General features: G+C 71.0%; 21 protein-coding genes and 1 pseudogene. 11 read left to right on the forward strand and 11 right to left on the reverse strand.

The window, feature by feature from the left end; genetic code table 11:
• Positions 1 to 18 precede the first annotated feature (18 nt).
• The 5 genes from araD to OG410_RS11140 all read right to left on the reverse strand — a co-directional run bounded on the left by araD (position 19) and on the right by OG410_RS11140 (position 5,418).
• Positions 19 to 1,749: an L-arabinonate dehydratase gene (araD, locus tag OG410_RS11120; protein WP_329298972.1), complete on the reverse strand. Its 1,731-nt coding sequence runs from the start codon at positions 1,747 to 1,749 to the stop codon at positions 19 to 21.
• Entirely contained in the window at positions 1,737 to 2,645 is a 909-nt protein-coding gene (locus OG410_RS11125) for a dihydrodipicolinate synthase family protein (RefSeq protein ID WP_326788509.1), read from the reverse strand. Before OG410_RS11125 ends, araD begins: the two co-directional genes overlap by 13 nt.
• Positions 2,642 to 3,298 (reverse strand): GntR family transcriptional regulator, encoded by a 657-nt coding sequence (locus OG410_RS11130; RefSeq protein ID WP_328453815.1) that lies wholly within the window; start codon positions 3,296 to 3,298, stop codon positions 2,642 to 2,644. Before OG410_RS11130 ends, OG410_RS11125 begins: the two co-directional genes overlap by 4 nt.
• A gap of 443 nt (positions 3,299 to 3,741) precedes the next feature.
• A complete protein-coding gene (locus OG410_RS11135) occupies positions 3,742 to 4,329 on the reverse strand; it encodes a TIGR03086 family metal-binding protein (RefSeq protein ID WP_329298973.1) in 588 nt (195 codons plus the stop codon).
• Between the two features lie 441 nt (positions 4,330 to 4,770).
• Positions 4,771 to 5,418 (reverse strand): hypothetical protein, encoded by a 648-nt coding sequence (locus OG410_RS11140; RefSeq protein WP_329298974.1) that lies wholly within the window; start codon positions 5,416 to 5,418, stop codon positions 4,771 to 4,773.
• A gap of 165 nt (positions 5,419 to 5,583) precedes the next feature.
• Here OG410_RS11140 and OG410_RS11145 point away from each other — a divergent pair, with 165 nt between their 5' ends.
• A complete protein-coding gene (locus OG410_RS11145) occupies positions 5,584 to 6,387 on the forward strand; it encodes a maleylpyruvate isomerase N-terminal domain-containing protein (RefSeq protein ID WP_329298975.1) in 804 nt (267 codons plus the stop codon).
• A gap of 16 nt (positions 6,388 to 6,403) precedes the next feature.
• Here OG410_RS11145 and OG410_RS11150 read toward each other — a convergent pair.
• A pseudogene (locus OG410_RS11150) lies at positions 6,404 to 6,580 on the reverse strand (Tn3 family transposase); the annotation flags it as partial.
• Positions 6,581 to 6,719: 139 nt separating this feature from the next.
• On the opposite strand from OG410_RS11150, the gene OG410_RS11155 reads away from it, so the two are divergent.
• On the forward strand, positions 6,720 to 7,895 hold the full coding sequence (locus tag OG410_RS11155) for a serine hydrolase domain-containing protein (protein ID WP_329298976.1): 1,176 nt from the start codon (positions 6,720 to 6,722) through the stop codon (positions 7,893 to 7,895).
• A 293-nt stretch (positions 7,896 to 8,188) separates the two neighbouring features.
• Positions 8,189 to 8,863: a DUF4097 family beta strand repeat-containing protein gene (locus OG410_RS11160; protein WP_329298977.1), complete on the forward strand. Its 675-nt coding sequence runs from the start codon at positions 8,189 to 8,191 to the stop codon at positions 8,861 to 8,863.
• Positions 8,864 to 8,992: 129 nt separating this feature from the next.
• Here OG410_RS11160 and OG410_RS11165 read toward each other — a convergent pair whose 3' ends face one another.
• Together OG410_RS11165 and OG410_RS11170 are read right to left on the reverse strand one after the other, a co-directional pair.
• Positions 8,993 to 10,183: a hypothetical protein gene (locus tag OG410_RS11165; protein WP_329298978.1), complete on the reverse strand. Its 1,191-nt coding sequence runs from the start codon at positions 10,181 to 10,183 to the stop codon at positions 8,993 to 8,995.
• Positions 10,180 to 11,121: a 5-dehydro-4-deoxyglucarate dehydratase gene (locus OG410_RS11170; RefSeq protein ID WP_329298979.1), complete on the reverse strand. Its 942-nt coding sequence runs from the start codon at positions 11,119 to 11,121 to the stop codon at positions 10,180 to 10,182. Before OG410_RS11170 ends, OG410_RS11165 begins: the two co-directional genes overlap by 4 nt.
• 297 nt (positions 11,122 to 11,418) lie before the next feature.
• Here OG410_RS11170 and OG410_RS11175 point away from each other — a divergent pair, with 297 nt between their 5' ends.
• The 6 genes from OG410_RS11175 (at position 11,419) to OG410_RS11200 (ending at position 17,609) form a co-directional block, all read left to right on the forward strand.
• Positions 11,419 to 12,228, forward strand: a complete 810-nt coding sequence (locus OG410_RS11175) for an NAD-dependent epimerase/dehydratase family protein (protein ID WP_329298980.1) — start codon at positions 11,419 to 11,421, stop codon at positions 12,226 to 12,228.
• A gap of 333 nt (positions 12,229 to 12,561) precedes the next feature.
• Positions 12,562 to 13,332, forward strand: coding sequence for a DeoR/GlpR family DNA-binding transcription regulator (locus OG410_RS11180; RefSeq protein WP_329298981.1), 771 nt, complete (start codon positions 12,562 to 12,564; stop codon positions 13,330 to 13,332).
• A gap of 134 nt (positions 13,333 to 13,466) precedes the next feature.
• Positions 13,467 to 14,837, forward strand: a complete 1,371-nt coding sequence (locus tag OG410_RS11185; RefSeq protein ID WP_329298982.1) for an ABC transporter substrate-binding protein — start codon at positions 13,467 to 13,469, stop codon at positions 14,835 to 14,837.
• Positions 14,834 to 15,769, forward strand: a complete 936-nt coding sequence (locus OG410_RS11190) for a carbohydrate ABC transporter permease (RefSeq protein WP_329298983.1) — start codon at positions 14,834 to 14,836, stop codon at positions 15,767 to 15,769. The genes OG410_RS11185 and OG410_RS11190 overlap by 4 nt, the downstream gene beginning before the upstream one ends.
• Complete coding sequence (locus OG410_RS11195; RefSeq protein WP_329298984.1) at positions 15,769 to 16,620, forward strand: carbohydrate ABC transporter permease; 852 nt, start codon at positions 15,769 to 15,771, stop codon at positions 16,618 to 16,620. The genes OG410_RS11190 and OG410_RS11195 overlap by 1 nt, the downstream gene beginning before the upstream one ends.
• Complete coding sequence (locus OG410_RS11200) at positions 16,617 to 17,609, forward strand: zinc-dependent alcohol dehydrogenase family protein (protein WP_329298985.1); 993 nt, start codon at positions 16,617 to 16,619, stop codon at positions 17,607 to 17,609. The genes OG410_RS11195 and OG410_RS11200 overlap by 4 nt, the downstream gene beginning before the upstream one ends.
• Before the next feature lie 153 nt (positions 17,610 to 17,762).
• Here OG410_RS11200 and OG410_RS11205 read toward each other — a convergent pair whose 3' ends face one another.
• The gene (locus OG410_RS11205) at positions 17,763 to 18,206 is read right to left on the reverse strand and encodes an RICIN domain-containing protein (RefSeq protein ID WP_329298986.1); all 444 of its coding nucleotides are present in this window, start codon (positions 18,204 to 18,206) and stop codon (positions 17,763 to 17,765) included.
• 349 nt (positions 18,207 to 18,555) lie between these two features.
• Between OG410_RS11205 and OG410_RS11210 the strand changes: the two genes are divergently transcribed.
• The gene (locus tag OG410_RS11210) at positions 18,556 to 19,749 is read left to right on the forward strand and encodes a TerD family protein (RefSeq protein WP_329304088.1); all 1,194 of its coding nucleotides are present in this window, start codon (positions 18,556 to 18,558) and stop codon (positions 19,747 to 19,749) included.
• 400 nt (positions 19,750 to 20,149) lie between these two features.
• Here the strand turns inward: OG410_RS11210 and OG410_RS11215 are convergent, their stop codons facing one another.
• Positions 20,150 to 20,716, reverse strand: coding sequence for a TetR/AcrR family transcriptional regulator (locus OG410_RS11215; protein WP_326788495.1), 567 nt, complete (start codon positions 20,714 to 20,716; stop codon positions 20,150 to 20,152).
• Positions 20,717 to 20,851: 135 nt separating this feature from the next.
• Between OG410_RS11215 and OG410_RS11220 the strand changes: the two genes are divergently transcribed.
• The gene (locus OG410_RS11220; RefSeq protein WP_329298987.1) at positions 20,852 to 22,306 is read left to right on the forward strand and encodes an MFS transporter; all 1,455 of its coding nucleotides are present in this window, start codon (positions 20,852 to 20,854) and stop codon (positions 22,304 to 22,306) included.
• Between the two features lie 93 nt (positions 22,307 to 22,399).
• Here the strand turns inward: OG410_RS11220 and OG410_RS11225 are convergent, their stop codons facing one another.
• Positions 22,400 to 23,989 (reverse strand): TROVE domain-containing protein, encoded by a 1,590-nt coding sequence (locus tag OG410_RS11225; RefSeq protein ID WP_329298988.1) that lies wholly within the window; start codon positions 23,987 to 23,989, stop codon positions 22,400 to 22,402.
• Positions 23,990 to 24,421 lie beyond the last annotated feature (432 nt).

Below are 24,421 nucleotides of genomic sequence, written 5' to 3' on the forward strand. Positions count from 1 at the left end.
GTGCGGTCGTGGGGGGTCTCAGCCCGCGTACGGGTCCGGCACCTTGCCCGGGCGGGCCAGGAACGCGAAGTCGCAGCCGGTGTCGGCCTGGGTGATCTGGTCGTTGTAGAGCGCGCCGTAGCCTCGCTCGTACCGGGCGGGCGGCGGGGTCCACGCGGCCCGCCTGCGCTCCAGCTCCGCGTCGTCCACGTGGAGCCGGAGTGACCGTGCCTCGACGTCGAGGGTGATCGGGTCCCCGCTCCGTACGAGGGCGAGCGGGCCGCCGACGTACGACTCGGGCGCCACGTGCAGCACGCACGCGCCGTAACTCGTGCCGCTCATCCGGGCGTCGGAGATCCGCACCATGTCCCGGACGCCCTGCTTCAGCAGGTGGCCGGGGATGGGCAGCATCCCGTACTCGGGCATGCCCGGACCGCCCTTGGGGCCGGAGCCCCGCAGCACGAGGACACTGTCCGCGGTGATGCCGAGCGACGGGTCGTCGATGGTCCGCTGCATGGTGCGGTAGTCGTCGAAGACGACCGCGGGACCGGTGTGCCTGAGCAGGTGCGGCTCGGCGGAGATGTGCTTGATGACGGCGCCGTCGGGGCAGAGGTTGCCGCGCAGGACGGCCACCCCGCCCTCGGCCGCGACCGGGTTCTCCCGGGTGCGGATGACGTCGTCGTTGTGCACCCGGGCGGTCGCCAGCTGCTCGCGCATGCTGTCGTGGGACACCGTGGGCCGGTCCAGGTGCAGCAGGTCGGTGATCCGGGAGAGGAACCCGGGCAGGCCGCCGGCGAAGTGGAAGTCCTCCATGAGGTACTTCTGTCCGCCGGGCCGGACGTCGGCGAGGACGGGCACGGTCCGGGCGATCCGGTCGAAGTCGTCCAGGGTCAGGGTGACCCCGGCCCGTCCGGCCATGGCGATCAGATGGATCACGGCGTTGGTGGAGCCGCCGAGGCCGAGGACGGTCGTCACCGCGTCCTCGAAGGCCTCGGCCGTGAGGATGTCGGACAACACGCGGTCCTTGTGGACGAGTTCGACGATCCTGAGCCCGGCCGCGGCCGCCATCCGGTCGTGTCCCGAGTCGACGGCGGGGATGCTCGACGCGCCGGGAACGGTGACGCCGAGCGCCTCCGCGGCCGCTGTCAGCGTGGACGCGGTGCCCATCGTCATGCAGTGCCCCGGCGACCGGGCGAGCCCGCTCTCCAGCTCGGTCATCTCGCAGTCCCCGATGAGGCCCGCGCGCCTGTCGTCCCAGTACTTCCACATGTCGGTTCCGGACCCGAGGACCTCGTCGCGCCAGTGGCCCGGGAGCATCGGCCCGGCGGGCACGAAGACGGTCGGCAGGTCGACCGAGGCGGCGCCCATGAGCAGCGCGGGCGTGGTCTTGTCGCAGCCGCCCATCAGCACGGCCCCGTCCACCGGATACGACCGCAGCAGTTCCTCGGTCTCCATCGCGAGCAGGTTGCGGTAGAGCATCGGGGTCGGCTTCTGGAACGTCTCGCTCAGCGTGGACACCGGGAATTCGAGCGGGAATCCGCCGGCCTGCCACACGCCCCGCTTGACGGCCTGCGCGCGGTCGCGCAGGTGCACATGGCACGGGTTGATGTCGGACCAGGTGTTGAGGATCGCGACGACCGGCTTGCCCAGGTGCTCCTCGGGGAGGTAGCCGAGCTGCCGGGTCCTGGCCCGGTGGCTGAACGAGCGGAGCCCGTCGGTGCCGTACCACTGATGGCTTCTGAGTTCCTCGGGCCGTTTCACAGGGACCATCCGGCGGCTATGGCGGCGACCTCGGAACGCTCGCTCGCGGGCAGCGGTCTGCTCGGCGGGCGCACGTCACGGCGGCACAGGCCGAGCGAGGACAGGGCTTCCTTGACGACGGTGACGTTGTTCGCGGAGGCGTCGGCGGCGCGCAGTTCCTCGAAGCGGCGGATCCGCTCCCAGACCTTCATCGCGGCCGGGTAGTCGCCGGACCGGAGCGCCTCGATCATGTTCAGCGAGACGGCCGGAGCCACGTTCACCAGGCCCGAGGTGAACCCGGTGGCGCCGGCCGAGAAGTACGAGGGGGCGTACGGCTCGGCGAGTCCGGCCACCCACACGAACCGTTCGAGACCGGCGTCCCGCGCGAAGGACGCGAAGCGCGCCGCGTCGGGGACGGCGTACTTCACGCCGATGACGTTCGGGCAGGCGTCCGCGAGTTCGGCGAGCCGCGAACCCGCGAGCAGCGGATTGCGGATGTACGGCACGACGCCCAGCTCCGGCACGGACTCGGCGATCGCCCGGTGGTAGTCGACCCAGCCGCCCTCCGAGACGTACGGGTGCACGGGCTGATGGACCATCACCATCGGTGCGCCGAGGGCACGGGCGTGCCGTGCGGAGGCGACGGCGGTGGGCAGGTCGTGCCCGACGCCGACGAGGACGACCGCGCGGTCGCCGGCCTCCTCGATGGTCAACTCGGTGATGGTGCGGCGCTCTTCGGGGGTGAGGGCGTAGAACTCGCCGGTGTTGCCGTTGGGGGTGAGGGTGCGGACGCCGCCGTCGATCAGCCGGCGCAGCAGGGCCCGGTGGGTGTCACGGTCGATCGTGCCGTCCTCGGCGAAAGGGGTCACCGGGATCGCCACGACCTCGGCGAGTGCGGCCCGTTGGGTCTCGAACGTCGCTGTCATTCCTGTCCGCCCTCTTCCTGGCCCTGCGGGAAGGCCCGTCGCACGAACGAGGCGATGTGCGCGTGCAGTGCCACGGCCGCGCCGTCGGCGTCACCGTCGAGGGCGAGCCGCAGGATCTCCCGGTGCTCGTTCGCCTCCCGCTCCCAGGAGGGATCGGACGCCCAGGCGACCGCCGAGACGAGGGCCGCCTGGTCGCGCACCTCGTCGAGCATCCGGCCGAGCAGCGGATTTCCGCAGGGCGTGTACAGGGCGCGGTGGAACTCCCGGTTGGCCAGGGAGCGTTCGGCGGTGTCGGCGGCGTCGTCGGCACGGGTGAGCGCGTCGCGGGCGGCGTCGAGGGAGGCCCCCCGGCGCACCACCCGCCGCAGAGCCTCGGGTTCGAGGAGCAGCCGCACGTCGTACACCTCGCGCGCCATGTCCGCGTCCACCATGCGCACCGTGACGCCCTTGTACTGGTTCATCACGACGAGCCCGGTGCCGGCCAGGGTCTTGAGCGCCTCGCGCACCGGGGTCTTCGACACCCCGAACTGCGCGGCGAGGTCGGTCTCGACCAGGGCCTGCCCTGGGGTCAACTGCCCGGTGAGGATGCGGTGTTTGATCCCTTCCAGCACGAACTGCGTGCGGGACGGGATCGGGGTGGGCACAGAGGTCATGCGCGCCTCTCTGGTCTCACGTCTCGGATCGCGGGAGCCGGGCATCGGTCGCGGACGCCGATCCCCGATCTCGCATATCGCGTCTCATATATGACGTACGAAGTACGACGCGTTGAAGGTAGGAGCGTGACCGTGTTTCGTCAACGCTTCCGGCAGAGGAAGTTCAGGAGACATGTGCGGCGCGCGGCGCCGGAGGGTCCGGACTCCTCCCCCGGGGCGAGGCCTGTCGGATGTTCGCTCTCGCGATGACGTCCGGGAACACACGTACGGGCCGCCCGCTCGACGGGCAGCCCGTGACACTTCAGGAGAGCGGTATTTCAGCGGGGAGGAGTGGATGGTGCCCGACGGGGTGCCGGGCTTCGGGCCGCATCCAGGCCCTCACGGACCGTGTGCTTCCGTGAAGCGATGGCGGCCGACGGCGGCTTGCGTCGATGGCTCCTCCGTCACGGCTTCCAGCCCGGGTCACGGCCGCTGAGGCCGATCACGCGGTCGAGGAGCGGGGCGTCGTCGGGTACCGGGACGACGGGGCCGAAGATGCCTCCGACGCGGGTCGGGTCGTCGGCCACGCCCACGAGGAACTGCTGCGTCACCTGAAGGGCGGTGGCGTCGGGCGTGTACTCCTGGCCGGTGGCCCGCGCGAGGTCCCAGCCGTGCACCACCAGTTCGTCGGCGGCGACGGCCGCCGCGACTCCGGCCGGGAGCGTCACTCCGCCCGCCCGGGTCGTGCCGGTCCAGGCGGCCGGGTCCCGCCAGGCGTCGGCGAGTTCGTCGAGCGCCTTCGGCAGGGCCTCGCGCCAGCCCGGCTCGATGTCGGGCACGGCGGCGGTCGGGCTGGTGTCGGTCGTCGGTCCCAGGTCCTTGCGCCCGGCGTCGCGGAAGGCGACGGCCAGTCCGGTCAGATGCCCGAGCAGGTTACGCACCGCGTACTTCGGACAGGGGGTCACCCCGTCGAGCCGTGCGTCCGTGACACCCGCCGCGAGGCGCGCCACGACGAGGGCCTGCGGGCCGAAGTCGAAGGTCTGGCCGGTCATCCGATTCTCCTCAGAACGCGTATCCGTTGTCGTAATCCGTTGTCGTATCTCCGGTGCGGGGACACCGTGGGACGAGCCCGCAGGGGCACTCCCGAGCGGGACCCGGTGCCGAGCCCGTCGGGGCACCCCGCGAGGGCCCGTGGGACCAGCCCGTCGGGGCACCCCCGCGAGGGAAACCCGCGGGACCAGCTCCTCGGGGCACTCCTGTGAACGGAGAGCTCCGGGGCAAGCCCGTGGGGCCGTCCCCGTGGGGTAGACCCCGCCCGCACCGGAAAGTCATCGGTACCCCGGCCAGGGATTCCCGCACCGGACTCATCGGCCCCCGGCCCAGGGTCAGAAGTTTTGACAGGTGGTGACCGGGCTCCGGTTCCGCCCCAGGGGCGCTCTGCGGCGTCTCGAACCGGCGACAGCGTCACCGTCAGTAACCATCGCGGGTGGCCCTCAGTCCGTGAGGAAGGCTCCCTCGCGACAAGGGCGGCAGACGAAGACGTAGCCCAGCTGACCGCCGAGGTTCATCGCGGTCTCCCGGGTTATCCCCTCCTCCAGGTGTGCCGCGAACTCCATCGTGCCGGTGCAGGAGGGGCACACGGGCAGGCGGTCGTCCTCAAGGTAGGAGGGACTGCCTCCGAGCGACCCGAGCACTTCGCGCTGCTTCCCGAATCGGTCTTCGGGTTCCCTCTTCCATCCCGAGCGGGCAAGGTCGTACGCGTCAGGCTCGATCCCCTCGTCGTCGTCGGCCTCCTCGGGGTCGATCGTCACGACATGGGTGCGGATGGCCGAGGTGCCGGGCAGCAGCGTCAATCCCGCCTCGGGCACGGCCACCGGTAGCAGTTCCTCCCGGGGAAACAGATAGACCCTGTTCGCGCTGGAGCTCGCGTCCCAGAACTCACACGCGCCAGGGTCGTTCTGGCACACGAACACCGACAGGACAGCGCCCTCGACGGGGAGATGGGCGAAGAACTGCAGCGGCCCTCCGCAGCCGCACACGGGCCAGGCGAATCCGGCCGGAGCCAGCGGCACGCCCCCGGTACGCGGGGTGTCGGAATCGGCCGGTGCGGGGCCGTCGTAGATCATCAGCGCTGTCTGCATGGCGAGAGGCTACTGGTCACGGTTGGAACGAGAATGACCGTGTGTGACGCACGGTCGGCGGCGGAGAGGTCCTCCATCATTTCTCCGCGGTGGTGAGGGTCCGCCCGCGATGGCGGCTGTGAAAATCGCTGTCCGATTGTCGGAACGCAGTGATAGAGCTTCAGGGTGACAACGACACTCGAGTTCCCCGTTCTGCTGCGACTGATCGACGAACGGTCGACTGCCTTCCGCGCCGCGGTCGCCTCCGCGCCCAGCCTCGACGTACAGGTGCCGACCTGCCCCGAGTGGACGCTGTTCGATCTGGCGCAGCACATCGGCGAGGGGCGCCGCGACTGGGCCGCCACCGTCGCCGCAGGGCCCGCTCCGGCCAAGTCCGCAGCGGAGGGCGCCCCGGCTGCGCCTCGGGAGCGCGAGGCCCTGCTGGCCTGGTTGGCGGAGTCCACGGAGCAACTGCTGGACGCGTTGCGGAAGGCCGGCCCGGATCGCGGTTGCTGGACGTGGTGGGGGACGTCGCAGTCGCCGCAGACCTCCGGTGCCGTAGCTCGGCACCAGCTCCAGCAGTTCGCGGTGCACACGTACGACGCCCAGATCACCGTAGGTGCTCCGCAGCCGCTGCCGGACGAGGTGGCGCTCGACGGTGTCGACGAGTTCCTGTCCACCTGCGTCGCAACGACAAGTGCCTGGCCGCACAAGCCCGCTGCCATCGACTTCCACGCCTCCGAGGGCCGCTCCTGGCGCCTCCGGCTCTCCGCCGACGGCGCACGGACCACCCGCCTCCCCGGGCCCGGCACCATGCCGGCCACCGCCGCCGGCCAGGACCCGGACGCGGCCGCCGCCTTCTTGTCCGCTCGGGGCACGGCCAGCGAGCTGGTCTTCATCCTGTACGACCGTATCCCGATCAACTCTCTGAAGCTCGACGGCGACCGACGTCTCTTCGAGCAGCTCAGCGCCTGGGACCCGGATGAGTAGGACGTGACGATGCGCCACCTCGTACGCCCCGGGGCATGCCGTTGATCGCGTTCAGCCAGGTGATGCCCCTCTTCTTCGCGAAGTACTTGGGGCTCGGCGCTGCGCCGATGGTACGGACGGGGACGACGAAGCGCAGGCCGTCGACGGAGGCGAGCAAGCCCTTGCCCCGGGGCCCCGTACACGGCCAGCCGGACGGCCCAACACCGGGCTGCCCGCTCCTCCGTATGCAGCAGCGGCGCAGGCGAGCCGATCGCCCCGGACCGAAGCTGGGCGTGCCCCGGCCCCCGCCCGACCCGGGAGGGGGCGTGCCCGGCCCCGACTCGGGAGAACCCATGCCTCTGCCTCGCCGCCTCCGGCCGCGTCCGTCCCTCGGCGTCCTGCTGGCCGCCGCCTGTCTGACCGGCGCCGTGTCCGGGCCGGCCGACGCCGGCTCCGGCTCCGCGGACCGTGACCACGACCGCGCTCTGCGGAAGCAGCTCGAAGAGCTGGTGCACAGCCCCGGCGGCCCGCCCGGTGTCATCGCCGTCCTGCGCCGCGAGGGCGGGTCCCGCATCGTGCGCGCCGGAGTCGCCGACCTCGACAGCAAACGCCCGATCCGGGCGGACGACCACACGCGGATCGCGAGTACGGCGAAGGCCTTCAGCGGTGCCGTGGCGCTGCGCCTGGTGGACCGGCGCGCGCTTTCTCTCGACGACACCATCGGCCGCCGGCTCCCGTCACTGCCCCGGCAGTGGCGCTCCGTGACGCTGCGCCAGCTCCTGAACCACACCAGCGGGCTGCCCGACTACACGCAGTCCCCCGAGTTCCTGGAGATCCTCACCGCCGATCCGCGCCACCACTTCGACTCGCGCCGACTGCTCGACTACGTGGCCGACGAACCGCTACTGTTCCGGCCGGGCTCGAAGTACCAGTACTCGAACTCGGACAACATCGCGGTCGCGCTGATGGCCGAGGCGGCAACCGGCCGGCCCTACGAGCAGTTGCTGCGGGACCTCGTCTACCGGCCGCTCGGCCTGCGCGACACGAGCCTCCCCCAGGGCTACGAGATGCCCGAGCCGTACATGCACGGATACGACGTCACGCCGCCGAATCCCCCCGAGGACGTCAGCGAGGCGCTCAGCGCGTCGGGCGTGTGGGCGTCGGGCGGGATCATCTCCACCCCGGCGGACCTGACCCGCTTCATCCGCGGGTACGCGGGCGGGGCCCTGATCTCCAAGGCCACCCTGCGCGAGCAGCGCCGATGGATCGACGGGGCCTCGGAGCCCGCGGGCCCCGGCGTGAACAAGGCGGGAGAGGCGATCTTCCGCTACGCCACCCGCTGCGGAGTGGTCCTCGGCCACACCGGCAACTTCCCCGGCTACACCCAGTTGATCGCCGCCACACCGGACGGCCGGCGGTCACTGACCTTCACGCTCACCACCCAGGTGAACAAGACGACCAAGCCCGAGCTGCTGAAGCGGCTGCGTGCGGTCGAGGAGAATTTCGTCTGCGCGCTGCTGAAGAACTGACGAAGTCCCCCGAGGGCGCCCGGACCGCTCCGGGCGCCCTCCGCCCTTGTCCGCCACCCGCCACCCGCCACCCGCCACCCGCCACCCGCGGAGCATTCACCTTCAGCCCATTGCAACGTATGGAACGAGAGACGTTGCATTAAAACCAGAACCATTGCAATGAAATCTCGGCATCTACCTGCAATAGCAACAGTATTGCGCAACAAGCATGTTGCCCGATCTTCGAATGCAACGTAGCGTTTCCAATGTCAGAAACACAGGGAACGCACGCGACGCAGACCATGGAGAGCATCATGCAGAAGTTCGACACCCCCGCCCCCGTCTCGGCCGTCCTCGACATCCCCGCCGGACGCATCCGGTTCATCGCCGCCGACCGCGCCGACACCACTGTCGAGGTCCTGCCCGCCGACGCCTCCAAGGGCCGCGACGTGAAGGCGGCGGAGCAGGCCGAGGTCTCCTACTCCGACGGCGTCCTGCGTGTCGAGATCCCGGAGGCGAGGAACCGGAGCATCGGCTCTTCCGGGTCCGTCGAGGTGACCGTGCAGCTTCCGGCCGGCTCCCGGATCGAGGCGAAGGCGGCCGCCGCCGAGTTCCGCGGCGTGGGACGGCTCGGCGAGGTCACCTTCGAGGGCGGCCACCGCTCGGTCGAGCTCGACGAGGCCGACAGCGTCCGCCTGACCGGCCTCGACGCCGACATCACCGTCGGCCGCCTGAACGGCCCCGCCGAGATCAGCACCCAGAAGGGCGACCTGAAGATCACCGAGGCCGCCCGCGGAACGCTCACGCTGAGCACCCAGAAGGGGAACATCACCGTCGGCGCCGCCCCCGGCGTCTCCGCGGCCCTGGACGCCGGCACCACGTTCGGCCGGGTCAGCAACACGCTCAAGAACGCCGACGCAACTCCCGGCCTGACCATCCACGCGACCACCGCCCACGGCGACATCACCGCCCGCACGGTGACGGACTGAAGTCACGGCCCGCTCTGCTCTCCTTCGCCCCCTTCACCCCGTCCGGGGCGCAGGGGGCGGAGTGGGTGCAGCCGAGTGGGTGCAGCCGAGTGGGTGCAGCCCCGCGTGAGCGCGGAGAACGAGACCCCTCTAGTCGTCCAGCGCCGCCAGCCCAGCCAGCGCCCCCCGCACCGCCTCCAGATCGGCGTCCGAAGCCAACCCCGCGTGATACAGGCGCAGTTCCGTCGCGCCGAGCTCGGCCGCGCGGGCCGCGTCGGCCGCCAAGCCGTCCGGCCGGCCCTCCATCCCGGACACCACGGTGAAGTTGGCGGCCAGGACCCTCCCCCGCGCGCCCGCCCGCACCGCTTCCGCGAACGGCGTCAGCAGGCCCGCTCCTCCGGTGCACGGCACGACCACACCGTCGGCCACGGACAGGATGTGCCCGGGGTCCACCCCGGCATTGGCCCCGCAGTGGAAGGAGACGGGGTCGGCGTGCAGCAGCACCTGGAACCCGGCCGGCGCGGCGGAACGGACCGCCGCGACCGTCTCCTCCTGGAGCGAACGGGCCACCTCGTCGCGCCACACACGGGTGGCCGCCGCCGTCCCCGCCCCGAGCAGCTTCTCCACTCCGGCCCAGCCCCCGCCGGACGGCTCCCCCCGCCACACCGGCTCCAGCGCTCCGCGCACGAAGGACGCCAACTCCTCGGCGTCGAGGCCCTGTCGGTCGTACCCGTCCGCACACACGGCGCAGAAGCAGAGGGACATCAGATACTGCCCGGCGTCCCCGAGCGGCACCCCGCCGGTCTTGTCGTGGGCGTGCAGATGGGCGAGCCCGTACCAGCCGAGCGACTCCAGCTCCGTGCCCGCCGCACCGGGCCGGACCGCTGCCTCCACCGCGAGGCTCGCCAGGTAGGCCCGGGTGGCCGGCTGGGCGACGCAGGGAGCCCAGGGGTAACGGTCCCCATAGGCGTTGACGACGGACGTCGCCGGATGCTCCTCCCCCATAAGGGAGTTGTGCGCGAGCACGACCCAGGTGTGCACGTCGAGCCCCGCCCCGGCGAGCGCTGCGGCGGCCTCGCCGTACGCGTCACCGGGCGCCCAGTCGCCGGCCGGGTACGGGCGAAGGGCCCGGCCCCGCCATCGCGCCTCGTCCACCGGGTGGAGCACGGCGGCGTGCGAGGCCGTGACGATCCGGTGCCGGGGATGGCGGGGCGTCAGCGCGCGCGTGGAGTGGTAGGCGGAGGCGAGGGTGACCTGGCGGACGCCGAGCCCGGCCGTCCTGGCGGCGGCCTCCGGGTCCCCGTTGACGTCCCAGGGGTACAGGAACGCGGACGTCCTCACAGGTCCTCCTCGATGAGCGCGTACCCGCGCTCGATGAGCTGCGCGAGCTGCTTGACATGGTCCTCGGCCGGTTCGTGCAGCGGGGGCCGGACCTCTCCGACGTCCAGTCCGCGCAGCCGGACCCCCGCCTTGACGAGGGCGACCGCGTAGCCTCGTCCCTGCGCCCGCAGGTCGACGAAGGGCCGGTAGAAGCCGTCCAGCAGCCGGTTCACCGTCGTGTCGTCCCCGGTGTTCAGGGCCCGGTGGAAGGCCAGCGCGATCTCGGGGGCGAAGCAGAAGACCGCCGAGGAGTAGAGCGTGATGCCCAGTCCCCGGTAGGCGAGCCCGGTCAGTTCGGCCGTGGGCATGCCGTTGAAGTAGAGGAAGTCGCCCGGTGTCTCGCTCCGTACGGCGCTGACGATGCGCTGCATCAGGTCCAGGTCGCCGAGCCCGTCCTTGAAACCGATGATCCCCTCGGTGCGGGCGAGTTCCACCACGCTCGCGGGGGTGAAGACGGCGTTGTCCCGCTGGTAGACGATGACGTCCAGGGAGGTGGCGGCGGCGATCTCCCGGTAGTGCCGGAGCAGCCCCTCCTGCCCGGCCGTCACGAGATACGGCGGCATGGCGAGCAGCCCGTCGGCCCCGGCGGCCTCCGCGAGGCGCGCGTAGCGCACGGCGAGGGCGGTCCCGTATCCGGCGCCCGCGATCACCGGGACGCACCCCCCGGCCGCCTCCACCGCGGCCCGTACACAGGTCTCGAACTCCTCGGGCACGAGCGCGTGGAACTCGCCGGTGCCGCAGCAGGCGAAGACCGCCGCCGCGCCGGCCTCGACGCCACGCCGCACATGCTCCCGGTAGACGCCGGGATCGACGGTGCCGTCGGGACCGTACGCGGTGACGGGGAAGAAGAGCGGCCCGCTGGGGATGCTCAGCCGAGCGGCAAGAGGGGCTGACGTCACGGACTCTCCCTAAAGAAGGTGCCCACCGAGTGCATGTTTCTGATCCACGTCCATATCTCTGAACTCGCCCACGCTAAGCCGCCACCTCGGGGCCGGTCAAGCACGCAAACGCGCAACACGAAGGCGGATTCCACCCCTCCGCGCGACACTTGACGCGGCACGTCAGCCCTCTTAGCGTGTCCATGGATATGAATGCCATACACGCATACGGCTGACGGGTAGAGCCCCCGCCGACCGTCCCGGCACCCGGCCCCGCCCCGGCACCCGCCACACCGTCCCGCACGGAGGAGACCCCGCATGCCCGCTCCCCGCACCGTTCTGCTCACCGGCGCCGCCGGCGGACTCGGCACCCTGATGCGGGGGCTGCTGCCGGAGTACGGCTACGAACTGCGCCTGCTCGACATGCTCCCGGTCGAGGGCGAACCGGAGGCGATCACGGCGGATCTGGCCGACCGGGCGGCGCTGCGCGAGGCGGTGCGGGGCGTCGACGCGGTCATCCACCTCGCGGGCATCTCCCTGGAAGCCTCCTTCGACAAGATCCTCAAGGCGAACATCGAGGGGACCTACAACCTGTACGAGGCGGCGCGCGAAGAGGGCGTACGCCGTGTCGTCTCCGCCTCCTCCAACCACGCGGTGGGCTTCACCCCCCGCCCGCAGGGCGACGACCCCCTGATCCCGGTCGGCACCCCGCGCCGCCCCGACACCTTCTACGGGCTCTCCAAGTCGTTCGGCGAGGACCTGGCCCAGCTCTACTGGGACAAGCACGGCCTGGAGACCGTCTCGGTGCGCATCGGGTCCTGCTTCGCGGAGCCGTCCAGCGTGCGCATGCTCTCGGTGTGGATGAGCCCCGAGGACGGCGCCCGCCTCTTCCACGCGGCCCTGACCGCGAAGGACGTGGGACACACGGTCGTCTACGGCTCGTCCGCCAACACCCGCCTGTGGTGGGACCTTTCGACGGCACGTGCCCTCGGCTACGAACCGCGCGACGACTCCGAGCCGTACGCCGAGAAGCTCATCGCAGAACAGGGTGAACTCGACCCCGGCAACCCGGACCACGCCCACCTGGGCGGGCACTTCACGACACACCCGCCGATCTGGCCGTACTGACGCGGCCGGAACGGTGTACGCCGGGCGGACAGCGGAACCGCCCGGCACAGGGGGCGGGCGGACAGCGGAACCGCCCGGCGCAGGAGCGGGCGGGCACCGAACGGGCCCGCCCGCTCCCGTGTTCGGGCACGGTCCCTGCCCGACTCTCCTTCCTCACCCGCTCCACCCCAGGTCCGCCGCGGGCGGCCACGGCACCGAACGGGCACAGCCGGGCAGCATCGGGCCCGTAACAGGCCTGGTCAGTGGCAGACACCCGCTGTAGAACTTCCCTCAAGGGCCCACCGGGTCCGAACGGGCAGTGCGCGACGGAGCGCGAGGAAGCGGGTGACGGCGATGACGGCCATGACGGCGGAAGAACGGCAGCGCGAGATCGTCCGGGCCGCGCGCCGCACCGGCTCGGTCGACGTCACCGAGCTCGCCGGCGAACTGGGCGTCGCCAAGGAGACCGTACGGCGGGATCTGCGCACCCTGGAGGACCACGGGCTGGTGCGGCGCACCCACGGTGGCGCCTACCCCGTGGAGAGCGCGGGTTTCGAGACGACGCTCGCCTTCCGTACGACGAGCCATGTGCCCGAGAAGCGCCGGATCGCCGCGGCGGCGGCCGAGTTGGCCCAGGACGCCGAGACCGTCTTCGTCGACGAGGGATTCACCCCGCAGCTCATCGCCGAAGCGCTGCCCAGGGACCGGCCGTTGACGGTCGTGACCGCCTCCCTCGCCACGGCCGGAGCGCTCGCCGGGGCCGAGAACACCAGCGTCCTGCTGCTCGGCGGCCGGGTCCGCCCCGGCACACTCGCGACCGTCGACCACTGGACGACGAAGATGCTCGCCGGCTTCGTCATCGACCTGGCGTTCATCGGCGCCAACGGCATCTCCCGCGAACACGGCCTCACCACCCCCGACCCGGCGGTCAGCGAGGTCAAGGCCCAGGCGATCAGGGCTTCCCGGCGCACGGTCTTCGCCGGTGTGCACACCAAGTTCGGCGCGGTCAGCTTCTGCCGGTTCGCCGGCATCGGCGCCCTGGAGACGATCGTCACGAGCACACTGCTCCCGGCCTCCGAGGCGCACCGCTACTCGCTGCTGGGCCCCCAGGTCATCCGCGTCTGACTCCCGACCCACTCCGCTCTCCACCCCGTGTGAACACCCGACTCACCCCTCCGGGGCACCCCCATGCCCCGCGCCCCCCTTGTCCCTCCCTTTCCTCCCTTCCCCCCTTCCCCCCCTTCCTCCAGGAGTGATCCATGCGAACCCCGAGCCGACGGAGGCCGCGCGCACTGCTCGTCGCGGCCGCCGCAGGGACGCTGCTCACCCCGCTCCTCTCCGGCTGCTGGACCGGAGCGGGCGGGACGGGCTCCGGCGGGAACTCCATCAACGTCCTGATGGTCAACAACCCGCAGATGGTCGAGCTGCAGAAACTCACCAGGGCCCACTTCACCCGGGAGACCGGCATCGAGGTGAACTTCACCGTCCTGCCGGAGAACGACGTCCGCGACAAGATCAGCCAGGACTTCGCCAACCAGGCCGGCCAGTACGACGTCGCCACGCTGTCCAACTACGAGATACCGATCTACGCCCGCAACGGCTGGCTGCACGAGATGGACTCGTACGTGCGCGAGGACAGCGCGTACGACGAGCGGGACATCCTGAAACCCATGCGGCAGTCGCTCACCGCCGCCGACGGAAAGCTCTACGGGCAGCCGTTCTACGGCGAATCGTCGTTCCTGATGTACCGCAAGGACGTGTTCGCCGCGAAGGGCCTGAAGATGCCCGCGCACCCCACCTGGCAGCAGGTCGGCGACCTCGCGGCGAAGGCGGACGGCGCCGAGTCCGGCATGAAGGGCATCTGCCTGCGCGGACTGCCCGGCTGGGGCGAGGTCATGGCCCCGCTCACCACCGTGGTGAACACCTTCGGCGGCACCTGGTTCGACAAGGACTGGAAAGCGCGCCTGGACTCCCCCGAGTTCGAGAAGGCCACCAGGTTCTACGTGAACCTCGTACGCGAGCACGGCGAGTCCGGCGCCGCCCAGTCCGGCTTCGCCGAGTGCCTCAACAACATGACCCAGGGCAAGACCGCCATGTGGTACGACGCCACCTCCGCCGCGGGCCTGCTGGAGGCCAAGGACTCCCCGGTCAAGGGCAAGCTCGGCTACGTGCCCGCACCGGTCGAGAAGACCGGGTCCTCCGGCTGGCTCTACACCTGGGCCTGGGGACTCCAGAAGGCCTCGCACAACCCGGACAAGGCCTGGAAGTTCGTCTCCTGGGCCTCCGGCAAGGGATACGAGCAACTGGTCGGGGACACCACCGGCTGGTCGAACGTCCCCGCGGGCAAGCGCGCCTCGACGTACACGAACGCCGCCTACGTCAAAGAGGCCGCGGCCTTCCAGGACATGACCCGCGCGGCCATCGAGGGCGCCCGGCCGCGTGACCCCGGCGTCCAGCCCCGCCCCGCGCCCGGCATCCAGTTCGTCGGCATCCCCGAGTTCACCGACCTCGGCACCAAGGTCTCGCAGGAGATCAGCGCGGCCATCGCCGGACGCCAGTCCGTCGACTCGGCGCTGAACAAGTCCCAGAAACTCGCCGAGAAGATCTCCAAGGAGTACGAGGGCCGATGACCGCCACGACAACGGCCCGCGTGGCCGCTCCACCCGTACGCACCCACGGACAACCGTCGGCCCGGCTGCGCGCCTGGGCCCGACGCGGACCGCTGCTCCCGGCCCTGATCTTCATGATCGCGGTGACCCAACTGCCGTTCGTGGCCACGCTGGTGATCTCGTTCTTCGACTGGAACGCCCTCTACCCGAAGGCCCGCCACTTCACCGGCCTCGGCAACTACACGGACGTGCTGACCGACGCCGACCTGCGGCACTCCGTCGGGACGACGATCCTGCTGACCGTCACCGTCGTCCTGGTCAGCCTCGTCCTGGGGCTGGTCCTGGCCCTGCTCCTCGACCGCAGGTTCCGGGGGCGCGGCATCGTCCGCACCTTGTTGATCGCACCGTTCCTGGTGGTCCCGGTCGCCGCCGCCCTGCTGTGGAAACACGTGCTCTTCAACCCCGAATACGGCCTACTGAACGGCCTGTTGCACTACGTCGGCGGCCCGCAGCCCGACTGGATCTCGAACACCCCGCTGCTCGCGGTCGAGGCGTCCCTGGTCTGGCAGTGGACACCGTTCATGATGCTGATCCTGCTCGCCGGCCTGCAGAGCCGCGACCACCAGCAGCTCGAGGCGGCGCGCGTGGACGGCGCGAACGACTGGCAGGTCTTCCGCCACCTCACCCTCCCCCACCTGCGCCGCTATCTCGAACTGGGGGCCCTGCTGGGCTCGATCTACATCGTGCAGAACTTCGACGCGGTCTTCACGCTCACCTCCGGCGGCCTGGGCACCGCCAACCTGCCCTACACCGTGTACCAGAGCTTCTACCAGGCCCACGAGAACGGCCTCGCCTCCGCCGCGGGTGTCCTGGTGGTGATCGGCTCCATCGTCATCGCGACCTTCGCCCTGCGCGTGGTGTCGTCCCTGTTCCGCGAGGAGGGATCCCGCTGATGAGCGCCACCGCGACACCCGCCCGCCCCCGCCGCACCAGGGGCGCCGGCCTCAGCTTGGCGGCCTGGGCACTCGGCATCGTGTTCTTCCTGCCGATCGCCTGGATGGCCCTGACGTCCTTCCACTCCGAACCGGACGCGGCGAAGAACCCGCCCGCCTTCGGCGCGGCCCTGACCCTCGACGGCTACCGGGAGTTCTTCGGCACGGGCGGCGGCGCGAGCCCCTGGCCCGCGCTGATCAACTCCACCGTGGCGTCGGTGGCCTCCACCCTCCTCGTCCTGCTGCTGGCCCTCCCCGCCGCGTACGCCCTCTCGATCCGCCCGGTGAAGAAGTGGACGGACGTCCTGTTCTTCTTCCTGTCGACGAAGATGCTGCCGGTCGTGGCGGGCCTCCTGCCCATCTACCTCTTCGCCAAGAACACCGGCCTGCTCGACAACATCTGGCTGCTGGTCATCCTCTACACCTCCATGAACCTGCCGATCGCGGTGTGGATGATGCAGTCGTTCCTCGCCGAGGTGCCGGTCGCGGTGATCGAGGCCGCGCAGATCGACGGCGCCCGGCTGCCGACAATCCTGGCCCGCGTCGTCGCCCCCATAGCCCTCCCCGGCATCGCGGCGACGGCCCTGATCTGCTTCATCTTCAGCTGGAACGAACTGCTCTTCGCCCGGGTGCTCACGGGTGTGGTCGCCGGGACCGCCCCCGTCTTCCTGACCGGATTCATCACCAGCCAGGGACTGTTCCTGGCGAAGGTGTGCGCCGCGTCGCTCGTCGTCTCCCTGCCGGTGCTCGCCGCGGGGTTCGCCGCCCAGGACAAACTGGTCCAGGGCCTGTCGTTGGGAGCCGTGAAATGAAGGCCGCAGTCATCGAGTCCGTGGGCCGCGCCGTCGTCGCCGAGGTCCCCGACCCGACGCCGGGTTCCCGCGAGGTCGTGGTCGAGGTCGCCGCCTGCGGCCTGTGCGGCACCGATCTGCACATCCTCCAGGGCGAGTTCGCGCCGAAGCTGCCGATCGTGCCGGGCCACGAGTTCGCGGGCGAGGTGGTCGGCGTCGGCACCCGGGTCACGGAGCTCGCGGTCGGCGACCGGGTGGCCGTCGACCCGTCCCTGTACTGCCACGAGTGCCGTTACTGCCGTACGGGCCACAACAACCTCTGCGAGCGGTGGGCCGCGATCGGCGTGACCACCGCGGGCGGCGCCGCCCAGTACGCGACCGCCCCCGTCGCCAACTGCGTGAAGCTCCCCGAGCACGTCGCCACCCAGGACGCGGCCCTGATCGAACCGCTGTCCTGCGCCGTCCGCGGCTACGACGTCCTGCGGTCCCGGCTCGGCGCCCACGTCCTGGTCTACGGCTCCGGAACGATGGGCCTGATGATGCTGGAACTCGCCAAGCGCACCGGCGCGGCGAGCGTGGACGTCGTCGACGTGAACCCCGACCGGCTGGCCACCGCCCGGCTGCTCGGCGTCTCCGCGTCCGCGGCGAACGCCGACGAGCTGGACCGCCCCCAGGGCTGGGACGTGGTCGTCGACGCGACCGGAAACGCGGCGGCGATCCAGGACGGCCTGGACCGGGTGGCGAAGGCGGGCACCTTCCTCCAGTTCGGCGTGGCCGACTACGCGGCCCGGGTCACCATCGACCCGTACCGCGTCTACAACCAGGAGATCACCATCACCGGCTCGATGGCCGTCCTCCACAGCTTCGAACGCGCAGCGGAACTCTTCGCGGCGGGTGTCCTCGACCCGTCGGTCCTCATCAGCGACCGCCTCCCCCTGACGAGCTATCCCGAGGCACTGGAACAGTTCGCGTCGGGCGTGGGACGCAAGATCGTCGTCGTACCCGAGTAGTGCCCCGGGAAGTGCTGATGCAGCGCCCTGGGAGACATCACGTGGCCGGAGCCCTCGGACAGTGGCTTCGTGAACCGGAGCACGCGAACCGAGGCACGCGAGCCGTGGCCGGTGCCCGGGCCGGTCGCCGGCCCGGGCACCTGGTTCACGCCGCTACTCCATGGGCTGGAACATCCATGCCTGGCGTGCGTTGCCGACGTCGAGCGGCCGCAGGGCGAGCCTGGGCGGGAAGATCCGCAGCAGGCTGAGGTCGAGGGCCAGCTCCTGGCCGTCGACGGGGCCTCCGGGGACGACGATGTGGAAGATGCCCGGCTGCGCGCTCTGGTAGAGCGCCCATTCGCGCGCTTCGGGGAACCCGGCGATCGGCTTGTTCACCTCCGGATCGGAGTCGAAGGACAGATACGTCCCGCTCCTGAGGTTGCGCATCGTGCAGTTGCCGTTGCCGAGATTCTCCAGCTGCCACTCCTGCTCGCCGGGATTGCCGGTGGGCGGCAGCAGCACAACAGCCGTCTTGGGCTCCGACGACCCTCGCTCCATGGTGAGCATCTGCTCGCCGGGACGGGTGATCACACAGGTTCCGTTCGGTACGGAGGTCAAGGCCGACTCCACTTCTGACGTGCGGCGCCCGCGCGGACACCGCTGATCGTTCGGACCGAGGCATCCCTTCCCCGTCGGCATGCGACCAAGATCGACAAAGCCCCGCGTCACTCTCCAGGGGGACAGCGAATTCATCCCGATGTTCGATCCGTCCACCGAAGGAGTGATGCGGTACCGCGCGAGCGTCGCCTGCGACCGGGGCTCCGCCCAGACCTCCGAGGACTTCCTTCACGCACCCACCAGGAGCGAATCCGAGCGTCGGGGGCGAAGGAGGACATGGCCCCGCAACTCACCCGTTGGGTAAGGGAACGGTAAAGCGCCTCCGCTCGTTACCCCAGGCATGACAGCTATGACCCCCGGCTCGAACATCCCTCTCCCCGTCTCGCGCGTGACGGTGGACGTCACCGCCCCGGTGCGGCTCGACGTGTCGAGCCTGCTGCTCACCGCCGACGGCAAGGTGCGCTCCGACGAGGACTTCATCTTCTACAACCAGCCCACCGGCCCCGGCGTGACCTACCGCTCCGGCGGCGGCACGGCGCCGGACGCGATCACGGTCGACACCACCGCGGTCCCCCCGGGCATCGAGAAGATCGTCGTCACCGCGAGCCCCGACGCCGCGGGCCAGTCGTTCCAGGGCATCGAGCCCACCGCGACGATCCGCAACGCGGACGACAACACGGTCCTGGCCACCTTCACCCCTCCCCAGCTGGGCACGGAAACAGCCCTCGTGATCGTCGAGGTCTACCTCCGCAACGGCGCCTGGAAGGCCCGCGCGGTCGGCCAGGGCTACGCGAACGGCCTGGCGGGCATCGCCACCGACTTCGGCGTGAGCGTGGAGGAACCCGCCCCGGCCGCACAGCCCGCCCCCGCGGCGCAGCCGCCGGCCCCGGACCCCCGCCTCGCCGCTCCCCGGCCCCCGGCCGCTCCCCCGGTCCCGCCCATGCCCCCCGCGCCTCCGGCCACCGGCAAGATCAACCTCGACAAGGGCCGGGTCAGCCTCCAGAAGAACCAGACGGTGTCCCTGGTCAAGGGCGGCGCCCCGCTCCTCTCCAAGGTCCAGATGGGCCTCGGCTGGGAACCCGCCTTCCGCGGCAAGGACATCGACCTGGACGCCTCGGTCATCGCGTACGGCCCGCAGCGCAACCACATCGACAGCTGCTACTTCGGCAAGCTCTCGATCGTGAACGGCGCGATCAAGCACTCCGGCGACAACCTCACGGGCGAGGGCGGCGGGGACGACGAGGTGATCACCGTCGACCTCGGCCGTCTCCCCCAGGAGGTCACCGGTCTGGTCTTCACGGTCAACTCCTTCTCCGGCCAGAAGTTCACCGAGGTGGCCAAGGCCTACTGCCGCCTCATCGACGCCGCCAGCGGCGAGGAGCTCGTCCGCTTCGACCTCACCAGCGCCGAGGCCCAGACGGGCGTCATGATGGCCAAGCTGATCAAGCAGTTCTCCGGCGAGTGGGACATGACGGCCATGGGCAACTTCGTCAAGTCCCGCACGGTCCGCGGCATGGTGAAACCGGCAGCAGAGTCCCTCTGACACCCGGACCACACCCCACCCGCAGCCGGGCCGGAGGCCACCCGAACCCACAGCCCGGCCACGACGCACCCGCAGTCGGGAACGCACGGAAGGGGCCGTGCCGGTACATCACATGCCCGTCGCTTACGCCCGGATCGAGCAGCGGCTCCCTCCCGGACTGAGGTCTGATCCAACGGCGACGGGCGGATGTACCGGCACGGCCCCGCCCCACCCACCGGAGCCACACCGCACCCGCGAACGCCAGCGCAGCGAACCCGCACCCGCGAACGCCAGCGCAGCGAACCCGCACCCGCGAACGCCGGCGCAGCGAACCGGCACCCGCGAACGCCGGCGCAGCGAACCGGCACGGCCCCGGCCCACCCCCACCGGGCCGCCCCCGCCCCCGGTGCCCCCCGGAGGGCTACGCCCGCAACCCCTCCGTCAACAACAAGAGATACCGACGGATGTACGCCCCGTCGCCACTCCCGAGCTCCGACGCGGTGGCCACCCCGTGCGCCAGCCGCAGCACGTCGATCGGCTCCACATCGGTCCGCAGGGTCCCCTCGCGCTGAGCCGCCTCGACCAGCCGCGCCGCCGCCCCCTTCACAAAGGCCCCGCACCGGTCCAGCAGCTCGGAACTCCCGTCCGCGACGGCCGACCCGAGCAGCGCCTTCAGCCCACGCACCTGGATCATCCCGAGGCTCAGCTCGTTGAGCCATTCCACGAGCGCCTCCCCCGGCGGCAGCTCCGCCGCGATCTCGTCCGCGCGCACGGCGATCGCCTCGATGGTGTCCACGTAGACCGCTTCGAGCAGCGCCTGCCGGGTGGGAAAGTGCCGGTACAGCGTCCCGGATCCCACGCCGGCCCGCTTGGCGATGTCGTCCAGAGACGCGCCTTCCCCGTGCTCGGCGAACGCGACCGCCGCCTCCGCGAGGAGCCGCTCATAGTTCCGCCGCGCATCCGCCCGCATCGGCTTCACCTGGGCCATTCAGATACTCCTTGCGAACCGGGGACCCTCTCCGTATCTTGGCGAGGGTTAAACGGAGACAGTCCCCGCTTATTTCGCGGGCAGTCCGTGCTGCCCACTCGCACCGTACCGGGGACGTCGGACCAGGAGAACTCCATGCCCACCGGCACCCCCGCCCCCGACAGCCCGTCAGCCGGCTTACGCCCGAGCCGACTCCGCCCCGCGGACGAGACCGGCACCACCGCCCTCCTCGTCATCGTGACGGCCTATCTGATGGTCGGAATCGACTCCACCGTCGTCAACGTCGCCCTGCCGGACGTCCAGCGGGACCTCGGCTTCACCCCCACCGGCCTGTCCTGGGTCCTCAACACCTACACCCTCGCCTTCGGCGGCCTTCTCCTCCTCGGCGGCCGGATCGGCGACATCGCGGGCCGCCGTCGCACCCTCACCGCCGGCGCCCTCCTCTTCGCCGCCGCCTCCCTGCTCGGCGGCCTCGCAACCGAGAGCTCCTGGCTGCTCGCGGCCCGTGCGCTCCAGGGCGTGGGCGCCGCACTCATCGCTCCCAGCACCCTCGCCCTCATCACGACCGGTTTCCCCGAGGGCCCCCGCCGCCACCACGCCCTCGGCGTCTACTCCTCGATGGCCGGGATCGGCGCGTCGGTCGGCCTGGTCCTCGGCGGTCTGCTCACGTCGTGGGCGTCCTGGCGCTGGTCCCTGCTGATCAACGTGCCGATCGGCATCGCCGTCGCCGGCGCCCTGCCGCGCTTCGTCACCGAGACCCCGCGCCACGCGGGCCGCTTCGACGCGGCGGGGGCGCTCACCGGCACGGCGGGCACGGCCTCGCTGGTCTACGCGTTCATCCGGGTCTCGGAGCGGGGCTGGAGCGACACCCAGGCGATGCTGGGCTTCAGCACGGCGGCGGCCCTGCTCGTCGGCTTCCTCCTGGTGGAGACGCGCGCGGAGCAGCCGATCATGCCGCTGCGTCTCTTCGCCGACCGCAACCGGGCGGGCGGTTACGCCGGTGTCCTGCTCCTGCCCGCCGGCATGTTCGGCGCGTTCTACTTCCTCACCCTGTTCTGCCAACAGGCCCTCGGATACAGCCCGTTGCGCACGGGGTTCGCCTTCCTGCCGATGACTCTGGTGATGTTCACGACCGTGCGTCTCGTGCCACGACTGCTCCAGCGCTTCGGCGCCAAGCCCGTCCTGCTGTCAGGCATGTCCCTGATCGCCGTCGCGGGCGCCTGGCTGTGGCGACTGGAGCCCGGCGACGGCTACCTCGCCGGCCTGCTGGGCCCGTTGCTGGTGATGGGGCTGGGCGTCGGCCTGAGCTTCCTGCCGCTGAACGCCACCATCCTCGCGGGTGTCGGACCGCGTGAGGCGGGATCCGCGTCCGGACTGCTCCAGACCCTCCAGTGGCTCGGCGGCACCCTCGGACTCTCCGTCCTGGTCACCGTCTTCGGCACGGCGACCCGGCACTCCCGCGGCTCACCGCCGGAGATCCTCACCGAGGGCTCGGCCCGCGCGTTCGGCGCCGGTTCCCTGATCGCCCTGACCGCACTGGTGCTGTCGGCGTTCGTGATCACCGGCACCGCACGCGAACGCGGGGCTTGAGAGGCCGGTCCCGCCGGACCCGGCACGCACGGGGGCGCGGCCCGTACCGAAGTACGGGCCGCGCCCCTGTCCCGGACCCGAGGGCCTCACCCCTCAGCCGGCCTGGCCCCACGGCCAGTCCGCGTCCCGCGCCGACTCCAGAAGCGGAACCATCCGGAAAGCCGCGTCCGAGAGCCCCCCGAACGTGTGCCGGTTGCCCTTCCCCGAGGGGCCGTGGCCCGCGCGGTATCCGGCGAGGTTCCAGGTGTAGACCGGGATGTGCGCCGGGACCTGCTGGGTCGGGTCGCCGTAGTGGCTGTACGCGGCCTGCTCGTCGGTGACGATGAGGACCCGGTCGTGCTTCTTGTAGTGCGCGCGGACCGCCTCGCTGGTGTTGGTGCCGCCGAGGTCGCCGAACCGCTCGATGACCTTGAGCACCGACTCGCCCTCGCGGAACTTCACCCGCTTGCTGGTGGTGCCGAACTCGACGAGATCCGCGTCCGCCGCCCGCAGCGCGAGCGCCGTGCCGAAGATCGCCGCCGCGTCGGCCCGGTTGAGCTCGGAACGCTCCGACAGACGCGAGTAGAACATCGAGCCCGAACGGTCCACGAGCACCAGGGTCCGGCCGGGCAGCGCGGGCACGTTGGCCAGCGAGTGACCGAGCGCCTGCTCCAGCGGGTACGACCAGCGCAGCGACGGCGCGTGCCGGTAGGCCGCGAGGTAGCGGAACGGGAACTGCCGCGAGCGCGCGACCTCCGCCGGGTCACTGATCTTCGCGGCGACCTGTGCCGCCACCTCGTCGCTGACGCCGGCCTCGTCGAAGTTGCGCAGGTTGCGGACGAGCGCCATGGCGCCCATGGACGGAATGACGGCCTCCCAGGCCGCCTTGTCCATCGGCCCCTGAAGCCAGCCCGCCAGCGCCTCCCAGGTCATCCCCGCGTCAGCCAGGCGCCGCGCCCCCTGCGCACCGGTCACGACCTCGCGCCGCTCGGCGGGCCGCAGCGTCATGAGGTCACGGTGGGCGGCCAGCACGGGCAGCGACGTGGGGACGACGGCCGTGTCCGGGTTGTGGCGCCGGTCCAGCGCGTACTGGAACAGGTCGCCCTGCCAGGACTTGTCCGGGTCCGGCGCCGCGTGGACGAGGTTGAGGACGTCGCCGAAGCGGTACCCCTTGGACGCGGTGTCGTACTTCAGCAGCGACTTGCCGTGGTAGAGACGTCGTACGGCGTCGGCGATGCCCCGCTTGACGGGCTTGGGCACGTTGCGGCCGTACCGGGAGGTCCAGTAGGCGAGCAGCTCGCCCGGCTCGTCCGGCCGGCGCAGTACGGAGGCGACGACCTGCCGGTTGGCCGGACCGTCGGTGGCGCCCGCGTCCAGGCGCGCCTTCACGTACTCGGCGGCGCCCACGAGCGCGGCCGTGCGCAGGTTTCCCTCTCCGCGCAGCCAGCCCAGCAGTCCGGCGGTCCAGGACGGGTCGGAGACGGCGAGCTCGCGCACGAGGGCGGCGAACCGGTCGTCGCGGGCCTCGCCGGTCTCGTAGAAGGTCTGCTGCGAGACGAAGTTGGCGATCGCCAGGAGGAAGAGCTCGGAGCGCGCGTCGCGCTCCTGGCCCCGGCCGCCCTGGTGCGTCCGCAGCACACGGCCGGTGGACGTCACGCGAGAAGTGGGCTGGGCCTTCGCGGCCTTGGTGTTGAAGCGTGCCATGGTGAATTCCCCCGAATTCTTTCTACGACGATGACGTCGCGTTTCGGAGGGAGACACAGCAAATGGAGGGTGCCCGAGGTCAGAAGTCGGCGACGGACTTGCGCAGATGCTCTACCGTTGAGCTACACCGACCCGAAGTCGATGACGGGATTTGAACCCGCAACCCTCTGATCCCAAATAGAAGTAACCGTTGCCTGCGCACCGGGCACCCACCATGAGCTGCGCCTCCCGAGATCAAGTCGGCCGCGGCATGGATTCTTTGGAAGAGAAGTAGCCGCGGCCCGCGCACCGGGAGGTGCATGAAGTTGTGGTGTCCAGAGTTCAGGTTCGGCTGAACCGACGTAGGTGCTCTAACCCCTGAGCTACACCGGCGCGTTGTACCGGTGGCGGGACTCGAACCCGCGGCCGCCCCATTATGAGTGGAAGTAGGTC

Source organism: Streptomyces sp. NBC_00659, assembly GCF_036226925.1.
In the GTDB taxonomy this organism is placed as follows: domain Bacteria; phylum Actinomycetota; class Actinomycetes; order Streptomycetales; family Streptomycetaceae; genus Streptomyces.

Excerpts from the sequence above, each read along its gene's own strand:
- araD (WP_329298972.1), bottom strand. The coding sequence starts at position 1,749 with ATGGTCCCTGTGAAACGGCCCGAGGAACTCAGAAGCCATCAGTGGTAC.
- OG410_RS11125 (WP_326788509.1), bottom strand. The coding sequence starts at position 2,645 with ATGACAGCGACGTTCGAGACCCAACGGGCCGCACTCGCCGAGGTCGTG.
- OG410_RS11130 (WP_328453815.1), bottom strand. The coding sequence starts at position 3,298 with ATGACCTCTGTGCCCACCCCGATCCCGTCCCGCACGCAGTTCGTGCTG.
- OG410_RS11135 (WP_329298973.1), bottom strand. The coding sequence starts at position 4,329 with ATGACCGGCCAGACCTTCGACTTCGGCCCGCAGGCCCTCGTCGTGGCG.
- OG410_RS11140 (WP_329298974.1), bottom strand. The coding sequence starts at position 5,418 with ATGCAGACAGCGCTGATGATCTACGACGGCCCCGCACCGGCCGATTCC.
- OG410_RS11155 (WP_329298976.1), top strand. The coding sequence starts at position 6,720 with ATGCCTCTGCCTCGCCGCCTCCGGCCGCGTCCGTCCCTCGGCGTCCTG.
- OG410_RS11160 (WP_329298977.1), top strand. The coding sequence starts at position 8,189 with ATGCAGAAGTTCGACACCCCCGCCCCCGTCTCGGCCGTCCTCGACATC.
- OG410_RS11175 (WP_329298980.1), top strand. The coding sequence starts at position 11,419 with ATGCCCGCTCCCCGCACCGTTCTGCTCACCGGCGCCGCCGGCGGACTC.
- OG410_RS11180 (WP_329298981.1), top strand. The coding sequence starts at position 12,562 with ATGACGGCCATGACGGCGGAAGAACGGCAGCGCGAGATCGTCCGGGCC.
- OG410_RS11185 (WP_329298982.1), top strand. The coding sequence starts at position 13,467 with ATGCGAACCCCGAGCCGACGGAGGCCGCGCGCACTGCTCGTCGCGGCC.
- OG410_RS11190 (WP_329298983.1), top strand. The coding sequence starts at position 14,834 with ATGACCGCCACGACAACGGCCCGCGTGGCCGCTCCACCCGTACGCACC.
- OG410_RS11195 (WP_329298984.1), top strand. The coding sequence starts at position 15,769 with ATGAGCGCCACCGCGACACCCGCCCGCCCCCGCCGCACCAGGGGCGCC.
- OG410_RS11200 (WP_329298985.1), top strand. The coding sequence starts at position 16,617 with ATGAAGGCCGCAGTCATCGAGTCCGTGGGCCGCGCCGTCGTCGCCGAG.
- OG410_RS11210 (WP_329304088.1), top strand. The coding sequence starts at position 18,556 with ATGACCCCCGGCTCGAACATCCCTCTCCCCGTCTCGCGCGTGACGGTG.
- OG410_RS11215 (WP_326788495.1), bottom strand. The coding sequence starts at position 20,716 with ATGGCCCAGGTGAAGCCGATGCGGGCGGATGCGCGGCGGAACTATGAG.
- OG410_RS11220 (WP_329298987.1), top strand. The coding sequence starts at position 20,852 with ATGCCCACCGGCACCCCCGCCCCCGACAGCCCGTCAGCCGGCTTACGC.
- OG410_RS11225 (WP_329298988.1), bottom strand. The coding sequence starts at position 23,989 with ATGGCACGCTTCAACACCAAGGCCGCGAAGGCCCAGCCCACTTCTCGC.